General features: G+C 72.1%; 25 protein-coding genes. 14 read left to right on the forward strand and 11 right to left on the reverse strand.

What is annotated here, in order from left to right:
• Window positions 1-54: 54 nt before the first annotated feature.
• Window positions 55-1,728, forward strand: a complete 1,674-nt coding sequence (locus GJR97_RS12175; RefSeq protein ID WP_154346742.1) for a CocE/NonD family hydrolase — start codon at window positions 55-57, stop codon at window positions 1,726-1,728.
• A gap of 31 nt (window positions 1,729-1,759) precedes the next feature.
• On the opposite strand, the gene GJR97_RS12180 is transcribed toward GJR97_RS12175, so the two are convergent.
• Together GJR97_RS12180 and GJR97_RS17905 are read right to left on the reverse strand one after the other, a co-directional pair.
• Window positions 1,760-3,163 carry an MFS transporter gene (locus tag GJR97_RS12180; protein ID WP_154346744.1) on the reverse strand — a complete coding sequence of 468 codons (1,404 nt, stop codon included), beginning with the start codon at window positions 3,161-3,163 and terminating at the stop codon, window positions 1,760-1,762.
• Window positions 3,164-3,221: 58 nt separating this feature from the next.
• Window positions 3,222-4,433 (reverse strand): DUF2207 domain-containing protein, encoded by a 1,212-nt coding sequence (locus tag GJR97_RS17905; RefSeq protein WP_195760691.1) that lies wholly within the window; start codon window positions 4,431-4,433, stop codon window positions 3,222-3,224.
• Between the two features lie 207 nt (window positions 4,434-4,640).
• Here GJR97_RS17905 and GJR97_RS12190 point away from each other — a divergent pair, with 207 nt between their 5' ends.
• Window positions 4,641-5,579, forward strand: a complete 939-nt coding sequence (locus tag GJR97_RS12190) for a DUF1254 domain-containing protein (protein WP_154346746.1) — start codon at window positions 4,641-4,643, stop codon at window positions 5,577-5,579.
• Between the two features lie 6 nt (window positions 5,580-5,585).
• On the opposite strand, the gene GJR97_RS12195 is transcribed toward GJR97_RS12190, so the two are convergent.
• The gene (locus tag GJR97_RS12195; RefSeq protein ID WP_154346994.1) at window positions 5,586-6,926 is read right to left on the reverse strand and encodes an NAD(P)/FAD-dependent oxidoreductase; all 1,341 of its coding nucleotides are present in this window, start codon (window positions 6,924-6,926) and stop codon (window positions 5,586-5,588) included.
• Window positions 6,927-7,088: 162 nt separating this feature from the next.
• On the opposite strand from GJR97_RS12195, the gene GJR97_RS12200 reads away from it, so the two are divergent.
• Window positions 7,089-7,688 (forward strand): TetR family transcriptional regulator, encoded by a 600-nt coding sequence (locus tag GJR97_RS12200; protein WP_195760692.1) that lies wholly within the window; start codon window positions 7,089-7,091, stop codon window positions 7,686-7,688.
• 185 nt (window positions 7,689-7,873) lie between these two features.
• On the opposite strand, the gene GJR97_RS18310 is transcribed toward GJR97_RS12200, so the two are convergent.
• From GJR97_RS18310 to GJR97_RS12230, 6 genes are all read right to left on the reverse strand, one after another.
• Entirely contained in the window at window positions 7,874-9,415 is a 1,542-nt protein-coding gene (locus tag GJR97_RS18310) for a hypothetical protein (RefSeq protein WP_229276233.1), read from the reverse strand.
• Window positions 9,416-9,736: 321 nt separating this feature from the next.
• Window positions 9,737-10,177 (reverse strand): Hsp20/alpha crystallin family protein, encoded by a 441-nt coding sequence (locus GJR97_RS12210; protein ID WP_154346750.1) that lies wholly within the window; start codon window positions 10,175-10,177, stop codon window positions 9,737-9,739.
• Between the two features lie 272 nt (window positions 10,178-10,449).
• On the reverse strand, window positions 10,450-11,103 hold the full coding sequence (locus GJR97_RS12215; protein ID WP_154346753.1) for an FMN-dependent NADH-azoreductase: 654 nt from the start codon (window positions 11,101-11,103) through the stop codon (window positions 10,450-10,452).
• A gap of 400 nt (window positions 11,104-11,503) precedes the next feature.
• On the reverse strand, window positions 11,504-12,016 hold the full coding sequence (locus GJR97_RS12220; protein WP_154346755.1) for a methylated-DNA--[protein]-cysteine S-methyltransferase: 513 nt from the start codon (window positions 12,014-12,016) through the stop codon (window positions 11,504-11,506).
• 198 nt (window positions 12,017-12,214) lie between these two features.
• Complete coding sequence (locus GJR97_RS12225; RefSeq protein ID WP_154346757.1) at window positions 12,215-13,054, reverse strand: SDR family oxidoreductase; 840 nt, start codon at window positions 13,052-13,054, stop codon at window positions 12,215-12,217.
• Window positions 13,051-13,605 (reverse strand): hypothetical protein, encoded by a 555-nt coding sequence (locus GJR97_RS12230; RefSeq protein ID WP_195760693.1) that lies wholly within the window; start codon window positions 13,603-13,605, stop codon window positions 13,051-13,053. The genes GJR97_RS12225 and GJR97_RS12230 overlap by 4 nt, the downstream gene beginning before the upstream one ends.
• A 93-nt stretch (window positions 13,606-13,698) precedes the next feature.
• On the opposite strand from GJR97_RS12230, the gene GJR97_RS12235 reads away from it, so the two are divergent.
• The 11 genes from GJR97_RS12235 to GJR97_RS12285 all read left to right on the forward strand — a co-directional run bounded on the left by GJR97_RS12235 (window position 13,699) and on the right by GJR97_RS12285 (window position 22,138).
• On the forward strand, window positions 13,699-14,706 hold the full coding sequence (locus tag GJR97_RS12235) for a sigma-70 family RNA polymerase sigma factor (RefSeq protein WP_154346759.1): 1,008 nt from the start codon (window positions 13,699-13,701) through the stop codon (window positions 14,704-14,706).
• A gap of 52 nt (window positions 14,707-14,758) precedes the next feature.
• Window positions 14,759-15,451 (forward strand): O-methyltransferase, encoded by a 693-nt coding sequence (locus tag GJR97_RS12240; protein WP_154346761.1) that lies wholly within the window; start codon window positions 14,759-14,761, stop codon window positions 15,449-15,451.
• 222 nt (window positions 15,452-15,673) lie between these two features.
• Window positions 15,674-15,943 (forward strand): DUF1876 domain-containing protein, encoded by a 270-nt coding sequence (locus tag GJR97_RS12245; RefSeq protein ID WP_154346763.1) that lies wholly within the window; start codon window positions 15,674-15,676, stop codon window positions 15,941-15,943.
• 120 nt (window positions 15,944-16,063) lie between these two features.
• The gene (locus GJR97_RS12250) at window positions 16,064-16,474 is read left to right on the forward strand and encodes a PNPOx family protein (RefSeq protein WP_154346765.1); all 411 of its coding nucleotides are present in this window, start codon (window positions 16,064-16,066) and stop codon (window positions 16,472-16,474) included.
• A gap of 219 nt (window positions 16,475-16,693) precedes the next feature.
• A complete protein-coding gene (ppsA, locus tag GJR97_RS12255; RefSeq protein WP_324613449.1) occupies window positions 16,694-19,093 on the forward strand; it encodes a phosphoenolpyruvate synthase in 2,400 nt (799 codons plus the stop codon).
• Between the two features lie 397 nt (window positions 19,094-19,490).
• A complete protein-coding gene (locus GJR97_RS12260; protein WP_154346767.1) occupies window positions 19,491-19,676 on the forward strand; it encodes a hypothetical protein in 186 nt (61 codons plus the stop codon).
• Window positions 19,677-19,760: 84 nt separating this feature from the next.
• Window positions 19,761-20,219 (forward strand): DoxX family protein, encoded by a 459-nt coding sequence (locus GJR97_RS12265; protein ID WP_154346769.1) that lies wholly within the window; start codon window positions 19,761-19,763, stop codon window positions 20,217-20,219.
• A 160-nt stretch (window positions 20,220-20,379) separates the two neighbouring features.
• Window positions 20,380-20,880, forward strand: coding sequence for a nucleotidyltransferase domain-containing protein (locus GJR97_RS12270; protein ID WP_229276234.1), 501 nt, complete (start codon window positions 20,380-20,382; stop codon window positions 20,878-20,880).
• Window positions 20,877-21,212, forward strand: a complete 336-nt coding sequence (locus GJR97_RS12275; RefSeq protein ID WP_154346771.1) for a HepT-like ribonuclease domain-containing protein — start codon at window positions 20,877-20,879, stop codon at window positions 21,210-21,212. Before GJR97_RS12270 ends, GJR97_RS12275 begins: the two co-directional genes overlap by 4 nt.
• 118 nt (window positions 21,213-21,330) lie before the next feature.
• Window positions 21,331-21,708 (forward strand): YciI family protein, encoded by a 378-nt coding sequence (locus GJR97_RS12280; protein WP_154346773.1) that lies wholly within the window; start codon window positions 21,331-21,333, stop codon window positions 21,706-21,708.
• 25 nt (window positions 21,709-21,733) lie between these two features.
• A complete protein-coding gene (locus tag GJR97_RS12285) occupies window positions 21,734-22,138 on the forward strand; it encodes an NINE protein (RefSeq protein ID WP_154346998.1) in 405 nt (134 codons plus the stop codon).
• Here GJR97_RS12285 and GJR97_RS12290 read toward each other — a convergent pair.
• Window positions 22,110-23,837: a S8 family peptidase gene (locus GJR97_RS12290; protein WP_229276235.1), complete on the reverse strand. Its 1,728-nt coding sequence runs from the start codon at window positions 23,835-23,837 to the stop codon at window positions 22,110-22,112. The two genes, GJR97_RS12285 and GJR97_RS12290, sit on opposite strands and share 29 nt — an antisense overlap.
• 338 nt (window positions 23,838-24,175) lie before the next feature.
• A complete protein-coding gene (locus GJR97_RS12295) occupies window positions 24,176-25,039 on the reverse strand; it encodes a hypothetical protein (protein ID WP_154346775.1) in 864 nt (287 codons plus the stop codon).
• Between the last annotated feature and the right edge of the window lie 88 nt (window positions 25,040-25,127).

Raw genomic sequence — 25,127 nt, forward strand, 5'->3', positions numbered from 1 at the left:
CAGCGCGGGGGCGGCGCCGGCCCGGCCCCGGACGGGCGACCGTGAGGAGGCGGGATGACCGCGACGCGCTGGCGGATCACGCGAGCCCTCGATCGGCGACTCTGGCGGGGCGTCGAGCTCGGCCCGCACGACATCACCGTGCAGCGCGACCTGCGGACGCCCATGGACGACGGGGTCGAGCTGCTCGGCGACCTCTATCGTCCGCTGGACGTCGACGGCCGCATGCCGACCGTCGTGATCCGCGGACCCTACGGGCGGCGCGGCGGGATCGGCACGATCGCGCGCGTCCTCGCGTACTCGGGATTCCCCGTCCTGTTCCAGAGCTGCCGAGGGACGTGGGGCTCGGGCGGCGAGTTCAGTCCGTGGGTCGACGAACAGCGCGACGGCATCGCGACCTACCGCTGGGTGCGGCGCCAGCCGTGGTTCACCGGTCGTCTCGCGACCGCCGGGGAGAGCTACATGGCCTTCGCCGAGTGGGCGGCCGCGGGGGCGCTGCAGCGCGAGCATCCGGAGGACGCGCCGGAGGCGCTCGTCGTCGAGGTCGCGCTGACCGACTTCGGCTCGGTCGCGTGGGAGAACGGGGCGTTCGCGCTGAACACCGCGCTGGGCTGGAGCCGCGGAATGGACCGCCTGCGGCGAGGCGGCGCGGCGATGCTGGGGATGCTCCTGCCGGACCGGTCGCTCGCGAAGGCCCTCGACGTCCTGCCGCTCGGCGCGGGGGACACCGCCGCCGCCGGCCATCCCATCGAGTGGTACCAGCAGTGGCTCCGGCACGAGGACCTCGCCGACGAGTACTGGACGCGGCAATCGCACGCGGCGTCCGTCGCCGACGTGACTGCTCCGGTGCTCATGGCCACCGGGTGGTACGACCTCTTCCTGCCCTGGCACCTGCGCTCGTACCGGCGCCTCGTCGAAGCGGGGAACCCCCCGCGACTGACCATCGGAGCCTGGAGCCACCGATCGCCGGAACGCGCCTCGGAGGCGCACCCCGACACCGTCGCCTTCCTCCGCGAGGTGTTCCTCGGCGAGGCGTGGGACCGAACGGCGCCGGTGCACGCGTACCAGACGGGGGCCGAGCGCTGGCTCGACCTGCCCGAGTGGCCCCCGCCGACCCACGCCCAGGTCTGGCACCTGGGCGTGGACCGAGGGATGGCACCGGATGCCGCGGCGCCCGGCATCTCGTCGTACACGTACGATCCGCAGCATCCGACGCCCGCGGTCGGCGGTCCGATGCGGCAGCGCGGTGCCGAGCCGATCGACAATGCCGAGCACGAGCACCGGCCGGATGTCGCCACCTACCGATCCGACCCGCTCGGCGCGCCGCTCGACGTCGCGGGCGAGCCCGTCGCGAGCGTGCGCGTCCGATCGAGCGCGCCCAGCTTCGACGTGTTCGTCCGGATCACCGACGTGCACCCGGACGGACGCTCGATGACCGTGTGCGACGGCATCCGGCGCATCGGCTCGGTCGGCACGGTCTCGACCGACCCCGGCCCGGACGGCGACGGGTTCCGCGAGGTGGCGGTGACGCTGTGGCCGACGTTCCATCGGTTCGCCGTCGGACACCGACTCGGCGTCCAGGTCAGCTCGGGCGCGCACCCGCGCTTCGCGCGGAACCCCGGAACCGGGGAACGCGCTGTCGACGCCGCCGAGACGGTGGTCGCCCACCAGGAGGTCGCCCACGGCGGGTCGACCGGGACCCGCATCACGCTGCCGGTGTGGTCGCCCTGACGACCCGAGTCGGGTCCAGCCGCGCGGCGACTCACGTTTCCTGCACGTCGGCACGGCCCGGGATCAGCAGCGCGGCGAGCACCCCGAGCCCCGCGAGCACGACGAGCACCGCGAACGCCCCACCGTAGTCGGCGTCGTCCGGCCCCGCGCCGCCCACGGCGAGCGCCGCCGCGACCCCCGCCGCGCCGAGTGCGCCGCCGACCTGCCGCGCCACGACGTTGACCGCGGTCGTGACGCCGACCTCGTCGTCGGGCACCTGGTCGACGAGCACGTTCACCATGCCCGCCGAGGCGACCGCGATGCCCACGCCGAGCAGCACGGTCCCGACCAGCAGCGCCGCGAAGTCGCGCGTCGCGGCGAAGATCACGAGCCCGCCGGCGGCGGCGGTCACGGCGCCGAGCAGCACCGGCGCGCGCGCGCCGATGCGGCGGCGGAGCACCCCGGAGAGGGGCCCGACCGCGAGCATCGCGAGGGATGCCGGGAGCAGCAGCAGCGCGGCATCCGTCACCGTCCGTCCGAGCCCGCGTCCGGTCTCGGCGGGGGCCTCCGCGAAGGCGGGCAGCAGCACGAAGCTGCCGAGCAGGGTGGCGCCGAGCAGCATCGCGGTCAGGTGCGTCGACCAGACGCCGCGTCGCCGGAGCGTCCGGGGATCGACGAGCGGATCCGGGCTGCGGTGCTCGCGGACGAGCCACGCCGCGATCAGGCCGGCGCCGAGCGCGAGGCATCCGGCCATGGCGAGCGCGGGCAGCGGCCACTGCGGCGCCTCGGTGAGCGCGACGAGCAGCGCCGCGAGCCCGAGCGACAGCCGCAGCGCGGAGCGCACGTCGAGGTGCACGTCGGGGTGGGTCGGGATGTGCGGGAGCGACGCCGCGATGACCAGTTCGGCCGCGGCGAGGAACGCGAGCGGCACCCACGAGAGCGCCCGGACGCCGACGTGGTCGACGAGCAGCCCGGCGATCACGACGCCGAACCCCGTGCCGGTCGCGAACGTCGCGGTGACCAGGCCGACGGCGGCGGCGCGACGACGCTCGGGCACGAGGTGCGGCACGCACGCGATCGCGAGCGGGAACGCCCCGCCCGCGAGTCCCTGGACGGCGCGCCCGGCGATGAGCCAGCCGAGGTCGGGAGCGAGTGCCGCCATGACAAGGCCGATCGCGACGACCGGCAGCAGCATCAGCAGCATCCGCCTCGCACCGAACGCGTCGCCGAGTCGGCCGAGGACCGGCGTCGAGGCGACCGCGACGATGAGCGTCGCGGTGAGCGCCCAGCTCGACTCGGCGACCGTGGCGGAATACGACTCGGCCGTGAGCGCGAGCGTCGGCGCGCTCATCGCCTGCGGCAGCACGGCTCCGAACGTCGCGAGCACGAGCCCGGCGATCGCGGCCGCGCCGCGCACGCCGACCCGCGCCGGCGCGGACGGCGTGGGCGGGTTCACGCGATCCACGGTACTTCGGTACCGACCCGCCGAACGCGACGACCGCCCGCTCCCGTCTCTACGGGCCGCCACCTCCGCCGTCGAAACCACCGCCGTCGAATCCGCCGATGCCACCGCCGTCGAAGCCGCCGATGCCTCCGCCGTCGAACCCGTCGCCGGCGGCGCCGCCGTAGATCGCGCCCCGCCCCCACCCCCTGGTCTCGCTGAAGTAGCCGCCGTCAGTGTTCAGGCCGCGCTGCTCGAGGAGCGGAACGCCGAACCGCCCGTCGTCGCGGCCGCCGACGGCGATCGGCTGGAGGAGGGCCGCGGCGGCCACTCGGAGGCACGAGGCGAGCCGCTCCGGAGTGACCGACTCCGATGAGGCGTACCAGTCGGACTCGGCATCGCGCAGCGCGAACGTCGCGGCCGCCCGTGCGATGAGCTCGTCCTGGCCGAAGAGCACGGCCCACGGGAGCATCGACCGGGCGACGGAGACGTCACGGAGGTCGGCGCTCGCGATCCGCTCTCGGAGGTCGTTCGCCCGCTCCCGCAGTGCGAGTCCGGTCGCGTTGAGGGGGATCCAGCGCGGAAGCACGGCACGTACGACGAGCGCGACCGCACCGATCGCGAGCGCGATCCAGGCGATCGAGTCATCCGTCCCCCTCCCGACGAACTGGGCGACGAAGCCGAGCACGACGCCGGTCACACCGGCGACGGAAGCCGTGCGGAATCGGCCGACTGGCCGCGGCTCGCGGTAGCGCCCGGCCGTGTCGAGGAACCGTCGGCGGGTGACCCAGGCCAGCTCGCCGTTCTGCGCGACGACGCGGTCGACGGGGACGGTGGCGCCGTGCGCGATCACCGAAGCCGTGCCCGTGGTCCCCGGCCCGAAGACGGCGAGCAGGAGATCGGGCGACGCATCGCGCGGAACTCCGGCCCTCACCGAAGGCCGGTCGGACGCGTACACGAGACGGATGCCACGAGCCGAATCCAGCCCGTCCTCGCTCGCGTCGCCGGGGCGACGATCCTCGATCGTGATCGCGCCATCGAGCGCGAGCTCGACCACGGCTGCCGGCAGCCAACGGTTGGATGCGGAGCCGGAGACGTACGCGACCGGAAGCAGTCCGACCGTCTCGGGATCGACGAGCGACGGGTCCGCCGCGTCGCGCGGCTTCTGCAGCCAGGCGACCACGAGCGAACCGACCGCGGTCGCCGCGACGACTGACGTCAGGAGGGCGACGATCGGCAGCACCGCGAGGCCCAGCCCGCTCCCACCCGACGCAGCGAGGTCCATGTCGATGCTCCCGCCTCGGCGCGACCGTGCGTGCCGCTGACTCGCACGGTACTCCGATCGCCGACCGGGGACCACGAGCGAAGCGCCGGTCCCCTCGGCCCTGGTGTGCGGCGGCGCGGGACCGAGGTCCCCCCGCGGCATCCGTCGCACACTAGGCTGACGCGCACCGTGCACCGTGCACCGTGCACCGATCCGGGGGGAACCGAGATGGCCGAGCTCGTCAACGTCGACAACTTCGCACGCGCCGAGACGAACCGCATGTTCGCGGCGTTCGCCGCGCAATCGGGCGGCACCGGGCGCTGGATGCACAGTCGCACGCCCACGCCGCTCGACAACCAGCCGGTCGTCCGGCAGAACCGCGACACCCTCTACAGCATGGCCGTGATCGACGTGACCGACGGCGCGACGGTCACGATCCCCGACCCCGGCGACCGCTACCTGTCGCTCATGATCGTGGACCAGGACCACTACATCCCCACCATCCTCCATGAGCCCGGCGAGCACCGGCTGACCGCCGACGACTTCGACACGCAGTGGGTCGTGCTCGTGCCCCGGATCTTCGTCAACCCGGACGACCCGGACGACGTCGCCGCCGTCAACGCGCTCCAGGACGGGCTCGTCCTCGACGCGACGACCGGCGGGCCGTTCCCGATGCCCGAGTACGACGAGGCGTCGCTCACCGAGACGCGGAACGCCCTCCTTGCCCTCGGCCGAGGCGTGCGGGGCTTCACCACGGCGTTCGGCCGTCGCGACGAGGTGGATCCCGTGCACCACCTGATCGGCACGGCGGTCGGGTGGGGCGGATTGCCGAAGTCGGAGGTGTTCTACCTCAACGTCGAACCGAAGCTGCCGCTCGGCGCCTATCGGCTCGAGCTCGGCGACGTGCCGGTGGACGCGTTCTGGTCGATCACCGTGTACAACCCGACGGGCTTCATGGAGGCCACCGACGGCCTGGTGAGCGTCAACAGCACGACCGCGACCCGCAACGACGACGGCACGACGACGGTGAACTTCGGGGGCCCCGACGACGGCCGACCGAACCGCCTCGGCCTGATGGAGGGCTGGAACTACGCCGTGCGGATGTACCGGCCCCGGGCCGAGGTCCTCGACGGGTCGTGGACGTTCCCAGGGGTGCAGCCGGCCTGAAGCCGGTCAGCGGCCCGCGACGAGGTCCGCGACCCTCGCGATCGGCGAGGTGGTCGCGCGACCGCGCAGTTCAGCGCGATCGGCGGCGTGGTACGCCGTGTAGATGGCCTGCACGGCGAGCCAGCGCAGCGGTTCGACCTCCCAGCGCTTCGCGCGGTGGTTCACCCACGGCAGGCGCGTGAGCTCGGTGTCGCGGCCGAGCACGAGGTCGCGGAGCGTGCGGCCGGCGAGGTTCGTCGCGGTCACGCCCGTGCCGACGTAGCCGCCGGCCCAGCCGAGCCCGGTCGCGGGGTCGAGACCGACGGTCGCCGCCCAGTCGCGCGGCACGCCGAGCACCCCCGCCCAGGCGTGCTCGATCGCGGCGCCCGCAGCGGCCGGGAAGTACCGGCGCAGCAGCTCGGTGAGGCTCTCGATGGTGCGCGGCTGGGTGGCGCCGTCGACGTCGACGCGCGAGCCGTAGCGATAGGGCACGCCGCGACCGCCGAACGCGATGCGGTCGTCGGCGGTGCGCTGGGCGTACATGTAGACGTGGGCGAAGTCGCCGAGCGTCTCGCGACCGTTCCAGCCGATCTCGTCCCAGGCGGATGCCGCGAGCGGCTCGGTCACGATCATCGACGAGTTCATCGGGAGCCAGGTGCGGTGCTCGCCGGCCAGGTTCGGCGTGAAGCCCTCGGTCGCGCGCAGCACGTGCCGGGCGCGGACGGTGCCGTGCTCGGTGCGCGCCTCGCCGGGCGCGATCTCGGTGACGCGCGTGCCCTCGTGGATGGCGACGCCGAGCCGCTCGACGGTGGCCGCGAGCCCGAGCGCCAGCTTCGCCGGGTGCACGCGCGCGCAGTGCGGATGCCACAGCCCGCCGAGCACGCCCGCCACGTTCACGCGGGCCGCGGTCTCGCGGGCGTCGAGCTCCTCGACATCCGTCGCCGGCCACTGGCGCTCGGCCGCCGCGGCGGCGCGCAGGCGCGCGAGCTGTGCGGGCGCGGTCGCGATCTCGAGCTCGCCGCCCTTGTGGATGCCGGCGTCGATGCCCTCGGCGCCGGTGACTCGGATGACCTCGTCGACGGTCTCGTTCAGCGCGCGCTGCTGCGCGATCGCGGCGTCGCGGCCGTGGCTCTTCGCATACTGCTCGCGTCCGCCGGTCACGGAGTTGGTGAGCCACCCGCCGTTGCGCCCCGATGCGCCGAATCCAGCGAAGCGCTGCTCGAGCACCGTGATCCGAAGGTCGGGCTGGTCGCGCTTCAGGTAGTAGGCGGCCCAGAGCCCGGTGTAGCCGCCGCCGACGATCGCGACGTCGACGTCGAGGTCGCCCGCGAGCGTGGGTCGCTCGGCCGGCACGCCGACCTGCTGCATCCAGAACGAGACCCCGCCGTTGGTGACTCCGTCGCCCGCCACACGTCCTCCATCTTTTTTCAAACAGTGTTTGACAACACCTGCAGCGACGTTAGTGTGGTGCCCGTCGGGATGTCAACGAGCGGATGCCGCGGCATCCGCCCCGCCGGAAGGGAGCCGCCGTTGCCGGCCGAAGTCGACACCGCCGAACGCCTGGCCGACATCGCGCGCGCCACGGTCGCCGTCGCCCAGGAGCGCGGCACGCACGCGGTCACGCTGCGCGCGGTCGCCGAGCGACTCGGCCGTTCCACCGCGTTCATCACGCACTTCGTGCCGAGCCGCGCCGAGCTCATGGCGAACGCCCTCGAACTCGCCCGAGCCCGCTGGGACGACGAGCGTCGCGACGAACTCGGCGGCCTCGTCGGCGTCGAGCGGCTCGCCGCCCTCACGCGCTGGATGTGCACCTCCTCCCCCGAGGAATCGGTGTTCCGCAGCCTCTGGATCGAGGTCATCGCCGACGTGCGCGCCGGCCACGACCGCGCCTACGACCTGCTCCGCACGGTGACGGATGCCACCTACGAGAGCTTCCTCGACGGCGCGCGCGCCGCCGACCGCGCCGAGGCCGCACGGATCGCCGACATCCTCTACCTCTACTGCCGCGGCTACGAGGTGAAGTCGGTCGAGGACCCGGAGGGCTGGCCCGACGAGCGCGTGCAGCACTCGCTCGAACTGCTGCTGCGGGTGCTCGTCTTCGACCGGGCGGATGCCGCGGCATCCGCCTGACGCGCTCGACGTCATCGCGTCCGGCGGCGGGTGGGACCAGCCGTGCTCTGCTTGGCGCAGCCCCGAAGGGAAGGCCGCCTGAAACCCGGTGTTCCCGCTCTTGTCTCACGGCTCGGCCGGACGCGGGCCACACGCTACTCGCGCGCGGGCCGGCGCCGCGCGGGCCGAAGGTCCCGAGGATCCCGTCAGTCCGCGCCGAGCGCGCGACGCGCGTGCCGGTACTTCTCCGCGAGGCGCGCCTGCTTGGCGAAGTCGAGACGGCGCAGCCGCCAGGGCGCGGTGTTGTCGTCGATGTCGGCGAGCTTGACGCGCAGTGCGACCGGATGGCGACGGATGCGCGCGTAGTACTCGTCGGGCGTGATCTCGGGCCGGCGGGTGAGGAGCTCGACGACGCCGACGACCTCGAGCAGCACGCCCGCCTCGAACAGCTCGCGCGAGGTGATCGGCGTGTCCTCGAGCACGTCGTGCAGCCACGCCGCCGCCGCGGCGATCGGGTCGGTGACCGGATCGAACCGCTCGGCGATGCGCCCCGGGTGGTCGATGTACGGCGTGCCGCTCTTGTCGAGCTGGCCGCGGTGCGCGGCGAACGCGATGCCCTTCGCGAGCGCGACCTGCGCGACGGCATCGAGCGTGGAGAGCGACTCGGGCGATCGCGGCGCCGCCGGGCGCGGCTCGCTCGGCTCGGACACGTCGGTGACGGATGCCGCGACGGGCGCTGGCCCGGCCCAGGTGCGCGCCGGGTCCGGCGCCTGCGCGAGCGCCGGGTCGGAGGGTGCGGGCTCAGAGGCGGCGGCTGGATCTGCGCCGTCATCGGCCGTGGCGATGCCGTCATCGATCACGGCCTCGGGGTATGCCGGCGCGTCGGCCGCGGCCGGGGCTTCGGAGTCGGAGTCGGCGTCGGCGTCGGCATCCGCATCCTCGCCCGCGTCGGCATCCGCGTCGGCTGCCGGCGCATCGGCCGGCGGCTTCGGAACCACCGGTTCGAACGTCGAGCGCCGCGGCCCCGGCGATTCGGTCCCCTCCGACGACTCGTCAGGTGCGGCGGACGACGGTCGTCCGGAATCGTCGCGATCACCCGGAGCCTCGGCCGGCATGGCGTCGTCGCCGGTGGCGGGTCCGTCCGCGGTGCCGCCGGCCGCGGCATCCGTCGTCGCATCGACCGCGCCGGGCGCGGCGATCGGCAGGATCGCCATCGGACGCGTCGCCTCGAGCGCGGCCTTCTTCGCCGCGGCCACCTCGGCGATCGGATCGCGGCCGTCGAGCGGCCGCACGAAGATGAGCGCCCCCTCGAGCTCGCGCAGCTCGTGCTCGCCGATCTCGAGGAGGGATCGCGTACCGCTCTTGCGCCGCTGCTCGAATGAGAGCTCGTCGACCTCGATGAAGTGCGAGCCGTCGCGCGAGCTGAAGTAGCGACGGCTCGACCCGTCGGTGATCGCGACGATCACGGCCTCGTAGTCGCCGCTGGGCTGCAGGGAACTCAGGAAGTACCGGCGCCGGTCGGGGTCCGCGTGCTCGTCGGACTCGAGCACGATCGTCGCCGCACGTCGGCGCGGCCGGCGCCCCGGGGTCGCGCTCGCGCGCATGGCCCAGCGATCCCGCTCGAGCACGCCGATCTCGTCGGACGCGCTGCCGTCGCGCGAGCGGCGACCGCCGGGTTGCGCGTGGCCGGGGCCGTCGCCGGGCAGGCCGAAGTCGGGCATGGGCTCGTCATCGGCGGGGGCTCTCAACGGGGTGCTCCGAGGGGATCGGGGGCGTCGTGTCGGCGGAACGGCTGGCGCTGCGGGGCGGTGTTCTGTGGCGGTCGGGTGCGCGGGCTCGCGCGTACGCCGATCGTACGGCCTCGACCGTGTCTCCGCTGCCCCTTGCGCGCGGTTCGGCCGAACTCGACCGGGCGTGTCCGCGCGGCGCAGTCCCACTCGGTGCCGGGCCGCCTGGGCGGAGACGCACCAGCCGCCGGACACGGCAGCGGGGCGGATGCCGCGCATCCGCCCCGCTGTGCCGGTCGGCCCGACGAGCCCTCGCCCGCGCGCCGTGCCAGCGCCGCTGGATCAGCTCCCGCTGGAGGTGACCTCCGGCGTCACGACGTCGTCGGCCGCGGAGCGCACCTCGACCTTGCGCGGCTTCGCGCGCTCGGACACCGGGATGATCACGCTCAGCACGCCGTTGTCGTAGTGGGCGCTGATGCCGGAGGTGTCGATGCCCTCGCCGAGGGTGAGCTGGCGCAGGAACGACCCGCTCGGCCGCTCGTGCACGAGCCACCGCACGTTCTCGTCGTTGCGCAGCGTGCGCTCGGCGCGGATGGTCATCAGCTGGCCGTCGACGTCGATGTCGATCGAGCCGGGGTCGACCCCGGGCAGGTCGGCGGACAGCACGTAGTGGTCGCCGTCGCGGTGCAGGTCGATCGGCATCATCCTCGGGCCTCGGCTCGAGTCGATCATGCTCGCCGCGAGACGGTCGAGGTCGCGGAACGGGTCCCAGCTCATTGCCATGAGCGTCTCCTCTCGTGTGAGATCTGGAGTTGAGTCCCCTCGACTCAACTTGCTCCGAGATTAGCACTCACCGCGCGAGAGTGCTAAGACTTTCGACCCGCCGTTCGCCGAGGGCGATCACGCCGGCCACCGGCCGCGCGGGCCGCGCGCGGCCCACTCGCAGGATGAGCCGGCCTATGGGCCCTCATTCGAGGCCGTGACACGGCGCATCCCGCGTACGCGGGCAGGAACGACGCGCCCGTGCGCGAGGTACGGCGGATGTCGAGAACCCGTCAGGCGGCGGCGCCGAGGGTGGCCCAGTCGTCGGTGCCTGCGACGCGCAGGACCTCGTCGATCGCGTTCGCCGTCGACGCCGAGCGGAACTCCGGCGAGACATCCATCGTCTGGGCGTTCACGAAGGTCACGTCGGTGATGCCCACGAATCCGAAGATCGCACGCAGGTACGGCTCCTGGAAGTCGAAGGCGTGCAGCGGGCTCGCCTCCGAGTAGTCGCCGCCCCGCGACGTCACGACGACCATCTTCTTGCCGTGCACGAGGGGGAGCGCGCGGCCGAGCTCGTCGTAGCGGAACATGTACCCCGGCTGCACGATGCAGTCGATGTAGTACTTCAGCGCGTAGGGGATGCTGAGGTTCCACATCGGCGTGGAGATCACGTAGGCGTCGGCGTGCGTGAACCGATCGATCTCGCGTTCGATCTGCTTCCAGGACTCGGCGTGGGTCTTGTCGATGGGCTGGCCGACCATGAGCGTGTACTTCGCCTCGATGTTGTCGCCGGCGATCGCGGGCAGGTCTGCCTGGAAGAGCTCGACCTCCTCGACCTCCAGGCCGGTGATGCGCTCGCCGAGCGCGTCGAGGAGGGCGCTCGAGACTCGGAGGGTGTTGGATGCTTCGCTGCGCGGGCTGGCGATGATGTGGAGCAGCTTCATGACGTGCCTCTTCCGGTGGGTCCTGCACGGGCGTGGGGGAATTGCTCACCGCGCTCGGGCCTCAGCGGTGTGGTCACCGTATCGCCGCAGTGTTTCCGACGTGTCTCGATCAGGTTCCCTCTGATCGGCGCGATCCGGACGCCGCTCTCCGTCGCGTGACGCGGCGTCGGCGCGGCCGTCGCCTTCGGGCGGGGCGGATGGTGCGTTCGCACCGCGCGGTCGGGGTCGCGCTCGGCCCGAGCGGGCTCCGCACTCGGCGCTCACCGCACGCCATGCGCCCCCCATCCAAGTGCGACTTCTGCGTTCGAGTACGGAACCAACCCGCACTCCAATGCAGAAACCGCACTCCGACGAGGCCAGGTGACGAGGTGACGGATGGCTGCGCGGCACCCGCGGCGCGTCAGAACAGCCGCCGCTGCGCGACGACCTCCGCGCCCTCGAGCTCGAGCAGGCGGCGCTTGCGGTCGAGCCCGCCGGCGTAGCCGGTGAGCGACCCGTCGGCGCCGACCACGCGATGGCACGGCACCAGGATGCTGATCGGGTTCCGCCCGACCGCGCCGCCCACGCGCCTGGCGAGGTTCCGGTCGCCGAGCCGGTCGGCGAGCTCGCCGTACGTCACGGTCTCGCCGAACGGGATCTCGCGGAGCATCCCCCACACCGCATGCTGGAACTCGTCGCCGGTCGGCGCGAGCGGCAGGTCGAAGCGGATGCGGCGTCCCGCGAGGTACTCGTCGAGCTCGACGCCGAGCCGGCTGAACAGCGGGTCGTCGGCGGCGTCGACGGCGACGCCGACCGACTCGGGGGCGGGCGGATGCCAGTGACCCGGGAAGTAGAGGCCCGCGAGCCCGCCGACGTCGGCGACCACGAGCAGGTCGCCGATCCCGGTCGTGAGCGTGGCGTGGCGGCGGGTCATGCGTCGATTCTCGCGCGTCGCCCGCCGGCTCGCGCGGAGATCGGTAGCGGGAATCGGACATGACGGTCGCGGCGCGGGTGCCAGGACGCCGGCTCGAGCCGTCGGTGGCACCACCCGGTTCGCAGGATGGGCCGCGTCATGCACCTCGTCCGAGGCCCGTGAGGCGGCTCATCCTGCACACTCACCTTCGCTCGGCCGTCAGCCCCTCGCTCGCGGACCGTCGGCGCGAGCACCCCGAGCGGATGCCGCGGCATCCGCCCGCTCCCCGATCGGCGTGTGGTCGGCAGACCGCAGCCATTCGTCGAACGTGATCGCCGCCCGGTCCGCGTCGGCGCCGCCGCGCAGCGCGCCCGACGCCGACGCACGCCCGTACGGCCCCGGCAGCGGGAACTCGAGCACGGGCCGCCGGACGCCGTCGTGCGCGAACATGCGCCGCACCATCTCGGCGAGCCGTTCCTCGCGCGGACCGGCCAGGTCGCGGGCCCGTCCGACCGCCCCGGCCTCGGCGACCTCGACGAGTCGCACGCCGACCTCGCGCGCCGAGACCGGCCGGTAGTGCCCGACCGGGATCGGCGTGAGCATCCGTCCGAGCGACAGCCGCGCCGTCACCTGCTCGGCGAACTCGTGGAACTGCGTCGCCCGCAGGATCGTGTGCGGCACGTCGCCGGCCGCGACGAGGCGCTCCTGCGCGTGTTTGCCCGCGAAGTAGGAGGCGTCGGCGCCGTCGATGCCGACGATCGAGAGCGCGACGTGGTGTCCGACTCCGGCGTCGCGCTCGGCGCGCAGCAGGTTGCCGGTGACCGCGGTGAAGAAGGCGCGCGAGCGGCTCGCCGCGGTGGTCTGCACGCTCGTGACGTCGATCACGGCGTCCACGCCATCGAGGGCGGCGGCGAGAGGCGAGCCCGACGGCCCGGTGCCCCGCTCGAGGTCGTGCCCGGTGCGGCGGGTCAGGGGCAGGATGTCGTGCCCGCGCGCCTCGGCGGCGGCGACGACGTGGCGTCCGACGACGCCGGTCGCTCCAGCGATCGCGATCCTCATCGGGTCACCTCCGTCGCCTCGCCGGCGGAACGGGTCGGGGCGGATGCCGCGGGGTGCGCGTCGGCGGGATCCGACCTCCGGGCGCGGGGCGCGCCCGCCGCGGCAGCCGTCGATGTCGCGGCAGCCGTCGCGGTCGCGACATCCGCTCGCCCTCGATCGCGGCCCGGGATCAGCAGCATTACGCCGAGCGCGAGCGCGATGGTGAGCGACGTGATGGCGGCGATGTCGTCGGCGGCGTCCTGGTGGCCGAGGTGCGTGACGTGGTAGCCGAGGTGCAGCGCGCCGAAGACCGTCCATGCGAGGCCGAGCGCGCGGAAGAGCGCGGGGCTTCGCCAGACGAGCCCGGCGACGCTTGCGACGCCGAGGCCGAGGTACAGGGCGCCGACGTCGCGGATCAGGTGTTCGTTGAAGGGCCCGTTGGTCGAGATCCAGGTGCCGAGCACGCCGGGGAAGGAGTCGTAGAACGAGCGGGGCGCGAAGCACGCCCAGCCGCCGACGAGGAACGCGATGGCCGCCGATGCTGCGAGCGCGGCCGTGTGGATTCTGCTCATGCCAACCCTGACGAAACGGCGGCGCGATGTGTGAGGCGGCTCACGATTCCGGGCGCCGTGTCGTCATGCTGGTGACGGGGGAAGGGAATGAGGATGACGGATGACCCGGGGCGGGCCGCCGACGACGGCACCGCCGAGCGCGCCCGCGACGACCTCGCCGACGTGGTCGATGAGCGCCGCCGCCTGCTCGCGCTCACGTACCGCATGCTCGGCACGACCGGCGAGGCCGAGGACGCCGTGCAGGAGACGTACGTGCGCTGGTACCGGATGTCGGATGCCGAGCGCGCCGCGATCGCGAATCCGCAGGGCTGGCTCACCCGCGTCGCGGGGCGCGTGTGCCTCGACCTGCTCGGCACCGCGCGGGCACGCCGGGAGCGGTACGTCGGCCCGTGGCTGCCCGAACCCCTTCCCGCGGGCTTCTTCGCGGCCGGGACCGGCGCGGCCGCGACATCCGCTGCGACCGCCTCAGCCGGTGTCGGCGACGGATCGGTAACCGCACAGGCCGATGACGCGGCCGACCCGCTCGACCGGGTGACACTCGACGAAGCGGTGTCGAGCGCGCTGCTCGTCGTGCTCGAGGCGATGACGCCGCCCGAGCGGGTGTCGTTCGTGCTGCACGACGTGTTCGCGGTGCCCTTCCCCGAGATCGCGGAGATCGTCGGGCGCTCCCCCGCCGCGGTGCGGCAGCTCGCGACCTCGGCCCGTCGCCGCGTCGCAGCCGAACGCTCGCGCCAGGTCTCGCGTGCGGAGCACGACGCCGTCGTCGCCGCGTTCGCAGCGGCCGCGCAGGCCGGCGACCTCGCCGCGCTGACGCGCGTGCTCGACCCCGACGTGACGCTCCGTTCCGACGGCGGCGGTCTCGTCTCGGCGGCGCGCAAGCCCGTGCTCGGCGCCGAGAACGTCGCGCGGTTCCTGCTCGGCCTGCTCGCCAAGAACCCCGACGACCGGGTCGAGCCGACGGCGACGACGGATGGCACGGGCTTCGCCGTGGTCCGGGGCGACGCCCTCATCGGCATCGTGAACCTCAACGTGGTCGCCGGTCACGTCGCCGACGTGTGGATCGTGATGAACCCGGAGAAGCTCGGGGCCTGGCGCGACTGAGGCCGCCCTGCACCCCGTTGACGCCGCACCCCACCCGGACGATGCTGACGCCATGACCGAACCCACCCTCGAGAACTGGCGCCGCGTCGACGACTACCTCGCGGCGACCCTGCTCGACGACGACCCCGACCTGGTCGCCGCGCGCCGCGACTCCCTCGCCGCGGGCCTCCCGGCGATCGAGGTCACGCCGCTCGCCGGCGCGTTCCTCACCCTGCTCGCCCGCATGTCGGGAGCCCGACGCGTGCTCGAGATCGGCACGCTCGGCGGCTACTCGACGATCCACCTGGCCCGAGGCATCCGCCCCCACGGCCTGGTGGTGACGCTCGAGCTCGAGCAGCGGCACGCGGCCGTGGCCCGCGCCAACCTGACGCGTGCGGCGGTCTCGGACCGGGTCGAGATCATCGTCGGGCGCGCCGCCGACTCGCTGCCCCGCCTCGCCGAGCGCCTCGCCGAACCGGGCGAGGATCCGTTCGACCTCGTCTTCATCGACGCCGACAAGGAGTCGAACGCGCTCTACGTCGATTGGGCGATCCGGCTGGGGCATCCGGGCACCGTCATCGTCGTCGACAACATCGGGCGCGGCGGCGCGGTCGCCGACGCCGACGCCGACAGCGTCGATCCGATGGTGGTCGGCACGCGGCAGGGGCTCGACCTGCTGGGCAGCGACCCGCGGGTGGATGCCACGGCGCTGCAGACCGTGGGCGCGAAGGGGTGGGACGGGCTCGCGATCGGGGTCGTGCGGTAGCGCGGGGCGGTAGCGCGGGTAGTCGAGAGGTCGCATGCGAGGTCGAGTTCGAGTTCGCAGGATGATGCGCGCGATGCATCCGCCGAAGCGACCATCGCCCGTCTCATCCTGCGAACTCCAGGCCCTGCCCGCGCGGGTGGACACCTTGCACGGACTTGCCGCCGCCCTCCGGGCCCGTGGCTACGCTGGCCGTGGAACCGACCGGGAGGGGTGGTGAGTTCCATGACTGCGACGAAGCAGTGGAGCGTCACCGTCGACATCGACGAGCAAGAGGACACCACGTGGGCGCACGTCAGCCTGCGCACGCCCGCGGGCATGGACGTGACCGGCGACGGCCACGCGCAGCGCAATCCGCTCGATCCGAGCGTGCCCGAGATCGGCGATGAGCTCGCGGTCTCGCGCGCGCTCCGCAACCTCGCCGAGCGCATGCTGCACACCGCGGAGAAGGACATCCGCGGCGCGACCGGGCAGCCGGCGCACCTGCACCGGTAGGCCTGGCGAGGGCCGCCCGGCCCGGCGACGACGACGGATGCCGCGGCACGGCGCCGCGCGCGCCGCGAACCCCCGGGGCATCCGCTCGACGCCGCGCTCGGTGCGCCGTACGGTCGGAGCATGGCGATGCGACGGTTCAAGCGCGGGTGGCTGACGTTCATCAAGCACACGCTGAACCACGTCACGCTGGGGATGGCGCGCCGCGGCATCCCGCCGTTCTCGTTCGTGCGCACCGTGGGGCGCAGGAGCGGCCGCACGTTCGAGACGCCGCTCATCCTGGCGCGGGTGCCGGGCGGGTTCGTCGCCGAGCTCACCTACGGCGACGAGGTGAACTGGTACCGCAACCTCATCGCGGCGGGCGGCGGCACCATCGGCTGGAAGCGCCGCGAGATCGCCGTCGAGGCGCCCGAGCCGATGGCGACGGATGCCGGCCTCCGTGCGTTCGGGCCGCCCGCCGAGTGGGTGCTCAGGCTGGCGGGCCGGCACGAGTTCCGGCTGCTGCGCGAGGCGACGCCGCCCGCTGAGGCCTGACGACCCCGCGAACCGCGCCACGCATCCGATCCTGTAATACGCACGAAATATTCACACGTTCTTGGCGTGCAAAGCGCTCCAAGGGTGCCATTTCCGCACGAAACGCGTAAATTCTGCAATTCTTTCGCGCCGATCTGGCATCGCGGCACTCCGTTCGTGAGGCAATCTCGAATCACCGGAACACACCGGTCCCCACCGTTTCACGAAAGGGAGTCCACCGTGACCACCAACATCCTCTGGCTCTCCGACCTCGGCCTCGACGACATCGGGAAGGTGGGCGGCAAGAACGCCTCGCTCGGTGAACTCATCCACAACCTCGGCGCCGCAGGCGTCAACGTGCCCGACGGGTTCGCGACCACCGCCGACGCGTTCCGCACGTTCCTCGCCCAGACCGGCCTCGAGGACCGGATCGCCGCGACCCTCCTCGGGCTCGACAGCTCCGACACCCTGGCCCTGGCTCGCGCCGGCCGCGCCATCCGCGAGGACATCATCGCCACCCCGCTGCAGGAGGACCTCGAGGCCGAGATCCGGTCCGCCTACGCGGCGCTCACCGAGGGCGAGGACCCGGACGACCCGGTCTCCTGGGCCGTGCGCTCGAGCGCGACCGCGGAGGACCTGCCCGACGCATCCTTCGCCGGCCAGCAGGAGACCTTCCTGAACATCCGCGGCATCGACCAGATCCTGCGCGCCGTGCACGAGGTCTTCGCGTCGCTCTACAACGACCGCGCGATCTCGTACCGCGTGCACCACGGCTTCGCGCACCTCGACGTGGCGCTGTCGGTGGGCATCCAGCGGATGGTGCGCAGCGACCTCGCCTCGTCGGGCGTGATGTTCACCATCGACACCGAGTCGGGCTTCTCGAACGCCGTGCTCATCACGTCGGCGTACGGGCTCGGCGAGGGCGTCGTGCAGGGTGCGGTGAACCCCGACGAGTTCGTGGTCTACAAGCCGGCGCTGAACGCGGGCCGCCCCGCCATCCTGAAGCGGACGGTCGGCGAGAAGGCCACCAAGATGATCTACACGAAGTCGAAGACCGTCGGCCGCACCGTCGAGTTCGTGCCGGTCACCAAGCCCGAGGCACGACGCTTCAGCCTGAACGACGCCGAGATCGAGGAGCTCGCCCGCTACGCGGTGAGCATCGAGAAGCACTACGGCCGCCCCATGGACATCGAGTGGGCGAAGGACGGCGTCGACGGCCGCCTGTACATCGTGCAGGCCCGCCCCGAGACGGTCGTCGCACGTCGGACCGGCCGCACCGAGCGGTTCGTCCTCGGCGAGCGCGGCACGGTCGTCACCGAGGGCCGGGCGATCGGGCACAAGATCGGCGCCGGCCCGGCGCGCGTGCTCACCTCGATCGACGACATGCACGAGTTCAACCCCGGCGATGTGCTCGTGGCCGACATGACCGACCCCGACTGGGAGCCGGTGATGAAGATCGCGTCGGCGATCGTCACGAACCGCGGTGGCCGCACCTGTCATGCCGCGATCATCGCCCGCGAGCTCGGCGTGCCCGCCGTCGTCGGCACGGGCGACGGGACATCGACCCTCGTCCACGGCCAGCAGGTCACCGTCTCGTGCGGCGAGGGCGAGACCGGGTACGTCTACGACGGGACGCTCGACTACTCGATCGAGTACACCGACCTCGGCGACCTCCCCGAGATCCCGACGTCGGTGATGATGAACGTCGGCACGCCCGAGCAGGCGTTCAACTTCGCGCAGACCCCGAACGACGGCATCGGCCTCGCCCGCCTCGAGTTCGTCATCAACCGGCAGATCGGCATCCACCCGAAGGCGCTGCTCGACGTCGACGACCAGGCCCCCGAGGTGGCGAAGGAGATCCGAGCGCGCATCGCGCCCTACGCCGGCGCGCGCGACTTCTTCGTCAAGCGCGTCGCCGAGGGCGTCTCGACGCTGGCGGCCGCGTTCGCGCCCGGCCCGGTGATCGTACGGATGTCGGACTTCAAGTCGAACGAGTACGCCAACCTGATCGGCGGCGACCGGTACGAGCCCGACGAGGAGAACCCGATGCTCGGGTTCCGCGGGGCATCGCGGTACGTGTCGCCGGGGTTCCGCGAGTGCTTCGACCTCGAGTGCCAGGCGCTGAAGTTCGTGCGCGACGAGATGGGCCTGACCAACGTCAAGATCATGATCCCGTTCGTCCGGACGATCGCCGAGGCCGAGGCCGTCATCGCGGCACTCGCCGAGAACGGCCTGGTCCGAGGGCAGAACGGTCTGCAGGTCGTGATGATGTGCGAGGTGCCGAGCAACGCGGTGCTCGCGCACGAGTTCCTCAACCACTTCGACGGATTCTCGATCGGCTCGAACGACCTCACCCAGCTCACGCTCGGCGTCGACCGCGACTCGGCCGAGATGGCCCGCGTCTTCGACGAGCGCGACCCCGCGGTGCTGAAGATGCTGAGCATGGCGATCGAGGCGTGCGTCTCGCGCGGCAAGTACGTCGGCATCTGCGGCCAGGGCCCGAGCGACCACCCCGACTTCGCCGAGTGGCTCATGGCGCAGGGCATCTCGTCGATCTCGCTCAACCCCGACACGGTCGTCGAGACCTGGCAGCGGCTGGGGCGGATGGAGGCCGCGAAGCGGGACGCGGCGCTGGTCTGAGGCTGTGCTGGTCGCCTCGCTGAGGGGCGGCAGCGGATGCCACGGGGCCGCGCGAGTGCACGAGCACTCGCGCGGCTCCGCTCGCGTTCCCGCCGCGCCCGTGCCCACCCACTGCTGCGCCCCGCCCCGCGGCCCGCCGCGCCCTCTCGTCGCCCTCGCGGGTTGCCACTTTCGCCGGAAAGTCAGGTTCCGAAAGGCGCAGAAGTGGCACCACGACGAGCGGAGCGCGTCCCTTCGCGCGACGGTGGCGGTGGCGGCGAGTGGTCGGGGCAGCACGCGACGTGCGATGGGTGTCAAGCCCTGCCGGTGCCGCGCAGATCGGGCGAGGCTGGAACGGAGATCACGCGACGGCCGCGCGGCTCGACCGCGTCGCCGTCCCCGAGGAAGGGAGCCGCTGATGAGCGACACGGATCGATCAGCCGAGATGCCCGAGCGACCCGACGGCTACGAGGACGCTCGGGAGCGCACCGAGGATCCGGACGAGGTGCGCGACGGCAGCACGTCGGAGACCGGAGACGCCCAGCCCCTTAGCGAGTCGACGGACGGCGGGCTCGACGGCGGCGACCCCGGCGTCGAGGAGTAGGCGGCGCTGCGCGCGGGGCGCCCTGCCGGAACCGGCGCGGGTCGCCCGCCGCCCATCGGTGAGCCCGGCTGCCAGACTGGCCCGATGCCGACCCGCACCCGACGCCCCGCCCGGACCCGACGCCCTCGCCGATCCGGCGCGCTCACCGTCATCCGCTCGGCCGCTCGCTGGCTGCTCGCCGGCATGCTCGTGTTCGCCGGGCTCTCGCACCTGTTCTGGGCGCGGAAGGGGTTCCGCATCGCGGTGCCCGACTGGGTGGCGAGCGAGCCGGCCGACAAGGATGCCGTCGTGATCGCGTCGGGCGCGGCCGAGATCATGCTCGGCGCCGCCGCGGTGGCGCTGCCGCGCGAGCGCCAGCGTGTGGGCCTCGCGATCGCGGCGTTCTTCGTGGCGGTGTTCCCGGGCAACGTCCACCACTGGCGCACCGGCCGCTCGGTGCCGCTCATGCGCACCGACCGGGCGCGGTTCCTGCGGCTGTTCCTGCAACCGGTGCTCGTGGCCTGGGCGCTGTGGAGCACGGCGCCCGACGGCGCGCGGCGCTGACGCCTGCCGTCCGATCGAGATGCCGGAAATGGTCGGGTCGCCGGCTTCGAACCATCCGTTTGCGGCATCTCGGCGGCCGGCCGTACCGACGAGCGGATGATCGCGCGTCATTGGCGCCGATCTGTACAGATTTCTGTACATTTTTGATACGATCGACCCCATGCAGCCCGCCGCATTCGACGACCTCTCCGGCACCCCGGTCGTGCCGGTCGCTGAGGCGCGCGCCGGCCTCTCGGGCCTCCTCCGCCAGTTCCGCGCGCATGGAGCAGCGGCGAATCCGATCGTCATCGGATCGCACCGCAAGCCCGAGGCGGTGCTGATGCCGTATGCCACCCTCGGCGAGGCGTCGCCCGCCGCCGAACGCACGGCGGAGCCGGTGATCGACCTGCTTCACCGCCGTCGGCAGCTCATCGAGCGCCTCGCTCGCGCGAATCGCATCGGCTCGGTGCAGGTGTTCGGCTCGGTCGCGCGCGGGCACGAGACTCCCGAGAGCGACATCGACCTCCTCGTCGACCCCGATCCCGACGCGTCGCTCTTCGACCTCGCCCAGTTCGAGATCGACCTGGAGTTGCTGCTCGAGCGGCCGGTCGACGTCGTGTCGCGCCGCTCGCTCGACCCGGACCGCGACCGCGACGTGCTCGCCGAGGCCGTCGACCTGTGAGGCCGGCCGACCGCATCGAGCGCTGGCTCGATGACCTCGCCGCGACGCTGGAGACCGCCTCGGCTCTCGTTGCCCGCGGTCGCGCCGACTTCGATCGCGATCCAGCGATCCCGTTGGCATTCGAAGCGCTCTCGAACCGTGTCGGCGATCTCGCGAAGCGCCTCGTCGCCGCCGATCGGTCGCACTTCAACGATCCGCTCTGGTCGCAGGCCGCGCGCAACCGCGACTTCGTCGTGCACCACTACGACCGCGTCGACGCCGACGCGCTCTGGGTCACCGTCTCGCGCAGCTTCCCCGAGCTGGCAGAGCTCGTCGGTCGTATCCGCGCCTGATCGGCGCGCTGGTCGCGGGCATCCGGAACGGAATGTCGGCCGCGATGTCGATCGAGCCGCGCCCCGTTCGACGTCTTCAGTGAGGGCGGCATCCGCCCGATCACGAGAGGACCGACCGATGACGCGGTACTTCCTGACCATGCCCCACGACTCGGCCGACGAGCCCACGATGGAGTCGATGCAGGCCATGGACCCGGCCGAGCTCGCCGCCGTGATGGCCGCGGTCGACGAGTTCAACACCGCGCTCGTGGAGTCGGGCGCGTTCCGCTTCGCGGGCGGCCTGCACCCGCCGTCGACGGCGAAGACCGTGGATGCCTCGGGCGCCGAGCCGCGCGTGCTCGACGAGCCGTTCGTCGAGGCGCCCCTCTACGTGGGCGGGTTCTGGGTGATCGAGGCGGCCGACGAGCGGACGGCGGTCGAGTGGGCGACGCGCGCGTCGCGTGCGCTTCGGACGCCGATCGAGGTGCGCGCGCTACAGCAGGCGCCCGACGCGTAGGGACCCGGATTGCTATCCTCGCGCCATGAGCGACACAAGCCCTGCGCCTGCGCAGCCTCCTGCAGCTGGTTGGTACCCGGAGCCCGAGACGGCCCGCATGCGATGGTGGGACGGAACGGAGTGGGGGCCCCACGCTCCGAATGAGGCTCTTCAAGAGCCTAGGAATACGCCGGCGGCAGTTGCCCGCAAGGAACGTGGCATTGCCTACCTGCTGCTCATCTTGCTCGGTGGGTTCGGCGCTCACCATTTCTACCTGCGCAATTCCGGCGTCGCATTCACGCAATTGGCAATGTGGTTGGGCGGATGGGTCCTTATTGGACTAGGCGCCGGCTTCGGCTGGCTGTTCGTTGCAGGTATCGCCGCTTGGTTGATCGTCGACCTTTTCCAGATCCCTGCATACGTCAGAGCTGCCAACGGCGTTCTCCGCTAGTTGCCGGCGCCTTGCACGTCCGCTCTGACGGGCAGCCTGAGCTGGCCGGCGCCCGCCCTAAGCACCGAACCGCTTGAACGCCTTGTCCGCGATCCGATCCAACTGCTTCGCCGTCAGCCGCCCGTCGAGGCCGCGCGCCTCGCGCGATCGCCGCGACCAGCTCGCGCCGCCCGCGCACCGCTCGCGACCGCCAGTCGGGATCGACCGGCACCGGCCCCTTGCCCGGCACCCAGATCACGCCCGGCGCGTCGTCGATGATGCCGAACAGGATGTACACCCAGTACACGAACCGGTCGTCGATGCCCGTGAAGCGGTCGTTCCACTCGATCCGCTCGAAGATCGCCTTCAGATCGGGCATGACCCCGATGCGATCGGACGCAGGGTCAGCGCTGGGCGTGTTGAGCGAGGACGAGAGCCACGACCGCACGCTTCCCGGCGAGAACGGCTGCCCCTTCCGCGCCTTCCGCCAGCTCTGCAGCAGCACGGCGGCGCCCGTGACGATCGGGCTGGCGCCCGACGTGCCGCCGAACCCGCCGGTGTACGCCGTGGTCGAGGTGCCGGTCCATCCGTCGCCGGTGGTGTCGACGTTCTGGCCCCACGCGTAGCAGTCGACGCGGCTGCCGTGGTTCGAGAACGACAGTCGCGAGTGCGGCGCGGCGGATGACGCGGCGCCGACCAGGATCGCCCCGGAGTCGCGGAAGTCGTCGTCGCCGACCTTCAGCAGGTGGCGGCCGGAGGCATCCGTCCAGTCGTCGAGGTCGTTGCCGCCGTTGCCGGCCGCCTCGACGACCACGATGCCGGCGTCGACCGCATCGCGGATGGCGTCGAACACCGCCTGCTCGACCTCGACCGGAAGGTACGACGTCGACGACCCGGCCGCGGTGGTCTGCGCCTCGAGCAGCAGCACGTCGCCCGGCGACATCGCGTCGGCCGCCGAGATGATGGCCGCCGCGGTGCTGTAGCTCGTCGACGTGCGGTACTGCGACACGACCCGAGCGGATGCCCCCGGCGCGACGCCCACCCCGCCCCTCGTGTTGTCGACCGAGACGACCTCGCCGAGCACCGCCGTGCCGTGCCCGTGGTACGCCTGGCTCACGCCCGAGATGATCGTGATGCCGGCCGCCGCGAGGTCCTCGTGGTTCAGCGTCCACCCCTGCTCGAGGTCGACGAACCCGATGCCCGCGCCATCCGTCGCACCCCACGCCCACCGCGCGTCGATGCCGTCGGGCGTGGCATCCAGGTACCCCTGGTTCCCGCTGCGCGGGTCGTCGCCCGCGTTCACCGGCGGTGGCGTCGGCCCGCCCTCGACGTAGGCGGTCTCGACGTCGTCGCGCGCGTCGAGTTCCTTGGCGAGCTCGGCAGCGGATGCCTCGTCCCGCACCGTGATCGCCGCATACCCGTCGAACCGGGCCCGCCGCCCCCGCCCGAGCCGCTCGCGCTCGTCGCGCCCGACCATCGGCTCGAGGTACGCCTCCCCGGCCATCCGCCGCTGGTACTCCGCGAGCACATCCCCGAGGACCGCGACCGCATCGATCAGCTCGCGCCCGACGTCGTCCTCCTGCTCCCCCGCCCGCCGCTCACCCGGACGCTCCTTCAGCGCCCGCTCGCGCCGCGCCGCATCGGTGACCTTCACGACCACGCGTCGTCGCACCTCCGGCGCCTCGGCCGGGTCGAGCTCCTTGCCGTCGATCATGCCCATGATCCGCTCCCCTCCGTTCGGGATGGCGGTCGTGCGCGCGCGTGCGCTGGGCGCCGCGCGCGGGCGGCCGGCCGGGTTCGATGGTTACGTGAGGATCATGCTCCTTGGTGGGGGCGGATGCATCGGGGTGGGCCCGGACGCTAATGCGGCCGAGGCACCCAGAGGACGCCTCGGCCGCGGAGAAGGCTGTCGACCTCCCCCGGCTGCTTCTACAGACGTGTTTCCCCTGAGAGAGGAGCGATTCTGGTCGGGATCCCACGTGTCGCGCCAGACTAACGAGCCGACGGCGATGCGCGGCTGGCACTACTTCGTATGCCTAGTGGAACGAGTCGGCCTGGTCAGCGCAGGTACTGACCGTAACCTGGAAACCATCGAACCCAGATAGAGCGGGGCCTTCCGTGGGCCTCACCGGGCGGGCGTGCAGCAGGATTCGGCGAAAGGTCCTCACGATCATCGGGTGCCTCCCCTCGTGGGCGTGTGAAGAACTCAGCGAAATTGGCGTCGGCTTCAGCTCGCTCCTGCGGTGTCGCATTCTCGTACCACTGTTCTGCTTCGAGTTCGGAACGCTCGACTTCGTGGCTTTCCCATGCGCTGTACTCCGCGGCTTCGCGTTGGAGGTTACTTAGGAGTCGAGTTCGTCGCGTCCGGTGGTCGTCATGACGCAAATATGCAGCCATCGTTTCTGCCCCCTCAGCTGCGAGCTGGCCGGCCAGGCGGCGCAGCGAACGCTCAGGCGCGCCGTGCCATGCACTCTCCCAAGAGTGATCCCGAGCATCGTTCAGAAACTCTACGATCTGGACGACTTGGGATCGCACCTCTGCGACTGGGATCAGATCTGCTTGAGATCGCATTCCGATTCTCGTGTCGTAAGTCCAGATCTCCTTCCACAAGGGAGCCCACGGTTCCTGCCCGACCATGTGAAGGATCGTCTGCGGACTAGTGTCGACGGCCGCAACTAGCTTGACGAACTTCTCGTGAAGGTCCTGCATGTCCTTCTCGACAGCCACACGCCTTGCGTGCATCAGCTGATTCTCGCGTGCGACGCTGTCTCGCTCCGCCTGATCACGACTGGCGTTCGCTTGCGCGCGAAGCGTGAAGATCCCACCGAGCACGGCACCGATAAACGCGGCTAATGCAGTGCGTACCCACTCCCAAGCGATGGCATCCTGCATCCACGCGAGGAACCAGGGGAAGTCAGGCACGCATCGACCCTACCGACCGACCAAGACCCGGCGCGATCGAGCGTCGACGGACAACCGATCCAGCGGCGGGTGTCACCTGTGCCAGCCC

The organism is Agromyces kandeliae (genome assembly GCF_009674665.1).
GTDB lineage: Bacteria > Actinomycetota > Actinomycetes > Actinomycetales > Microbacteriaceae > Agromyces > Agromyces kandeliae.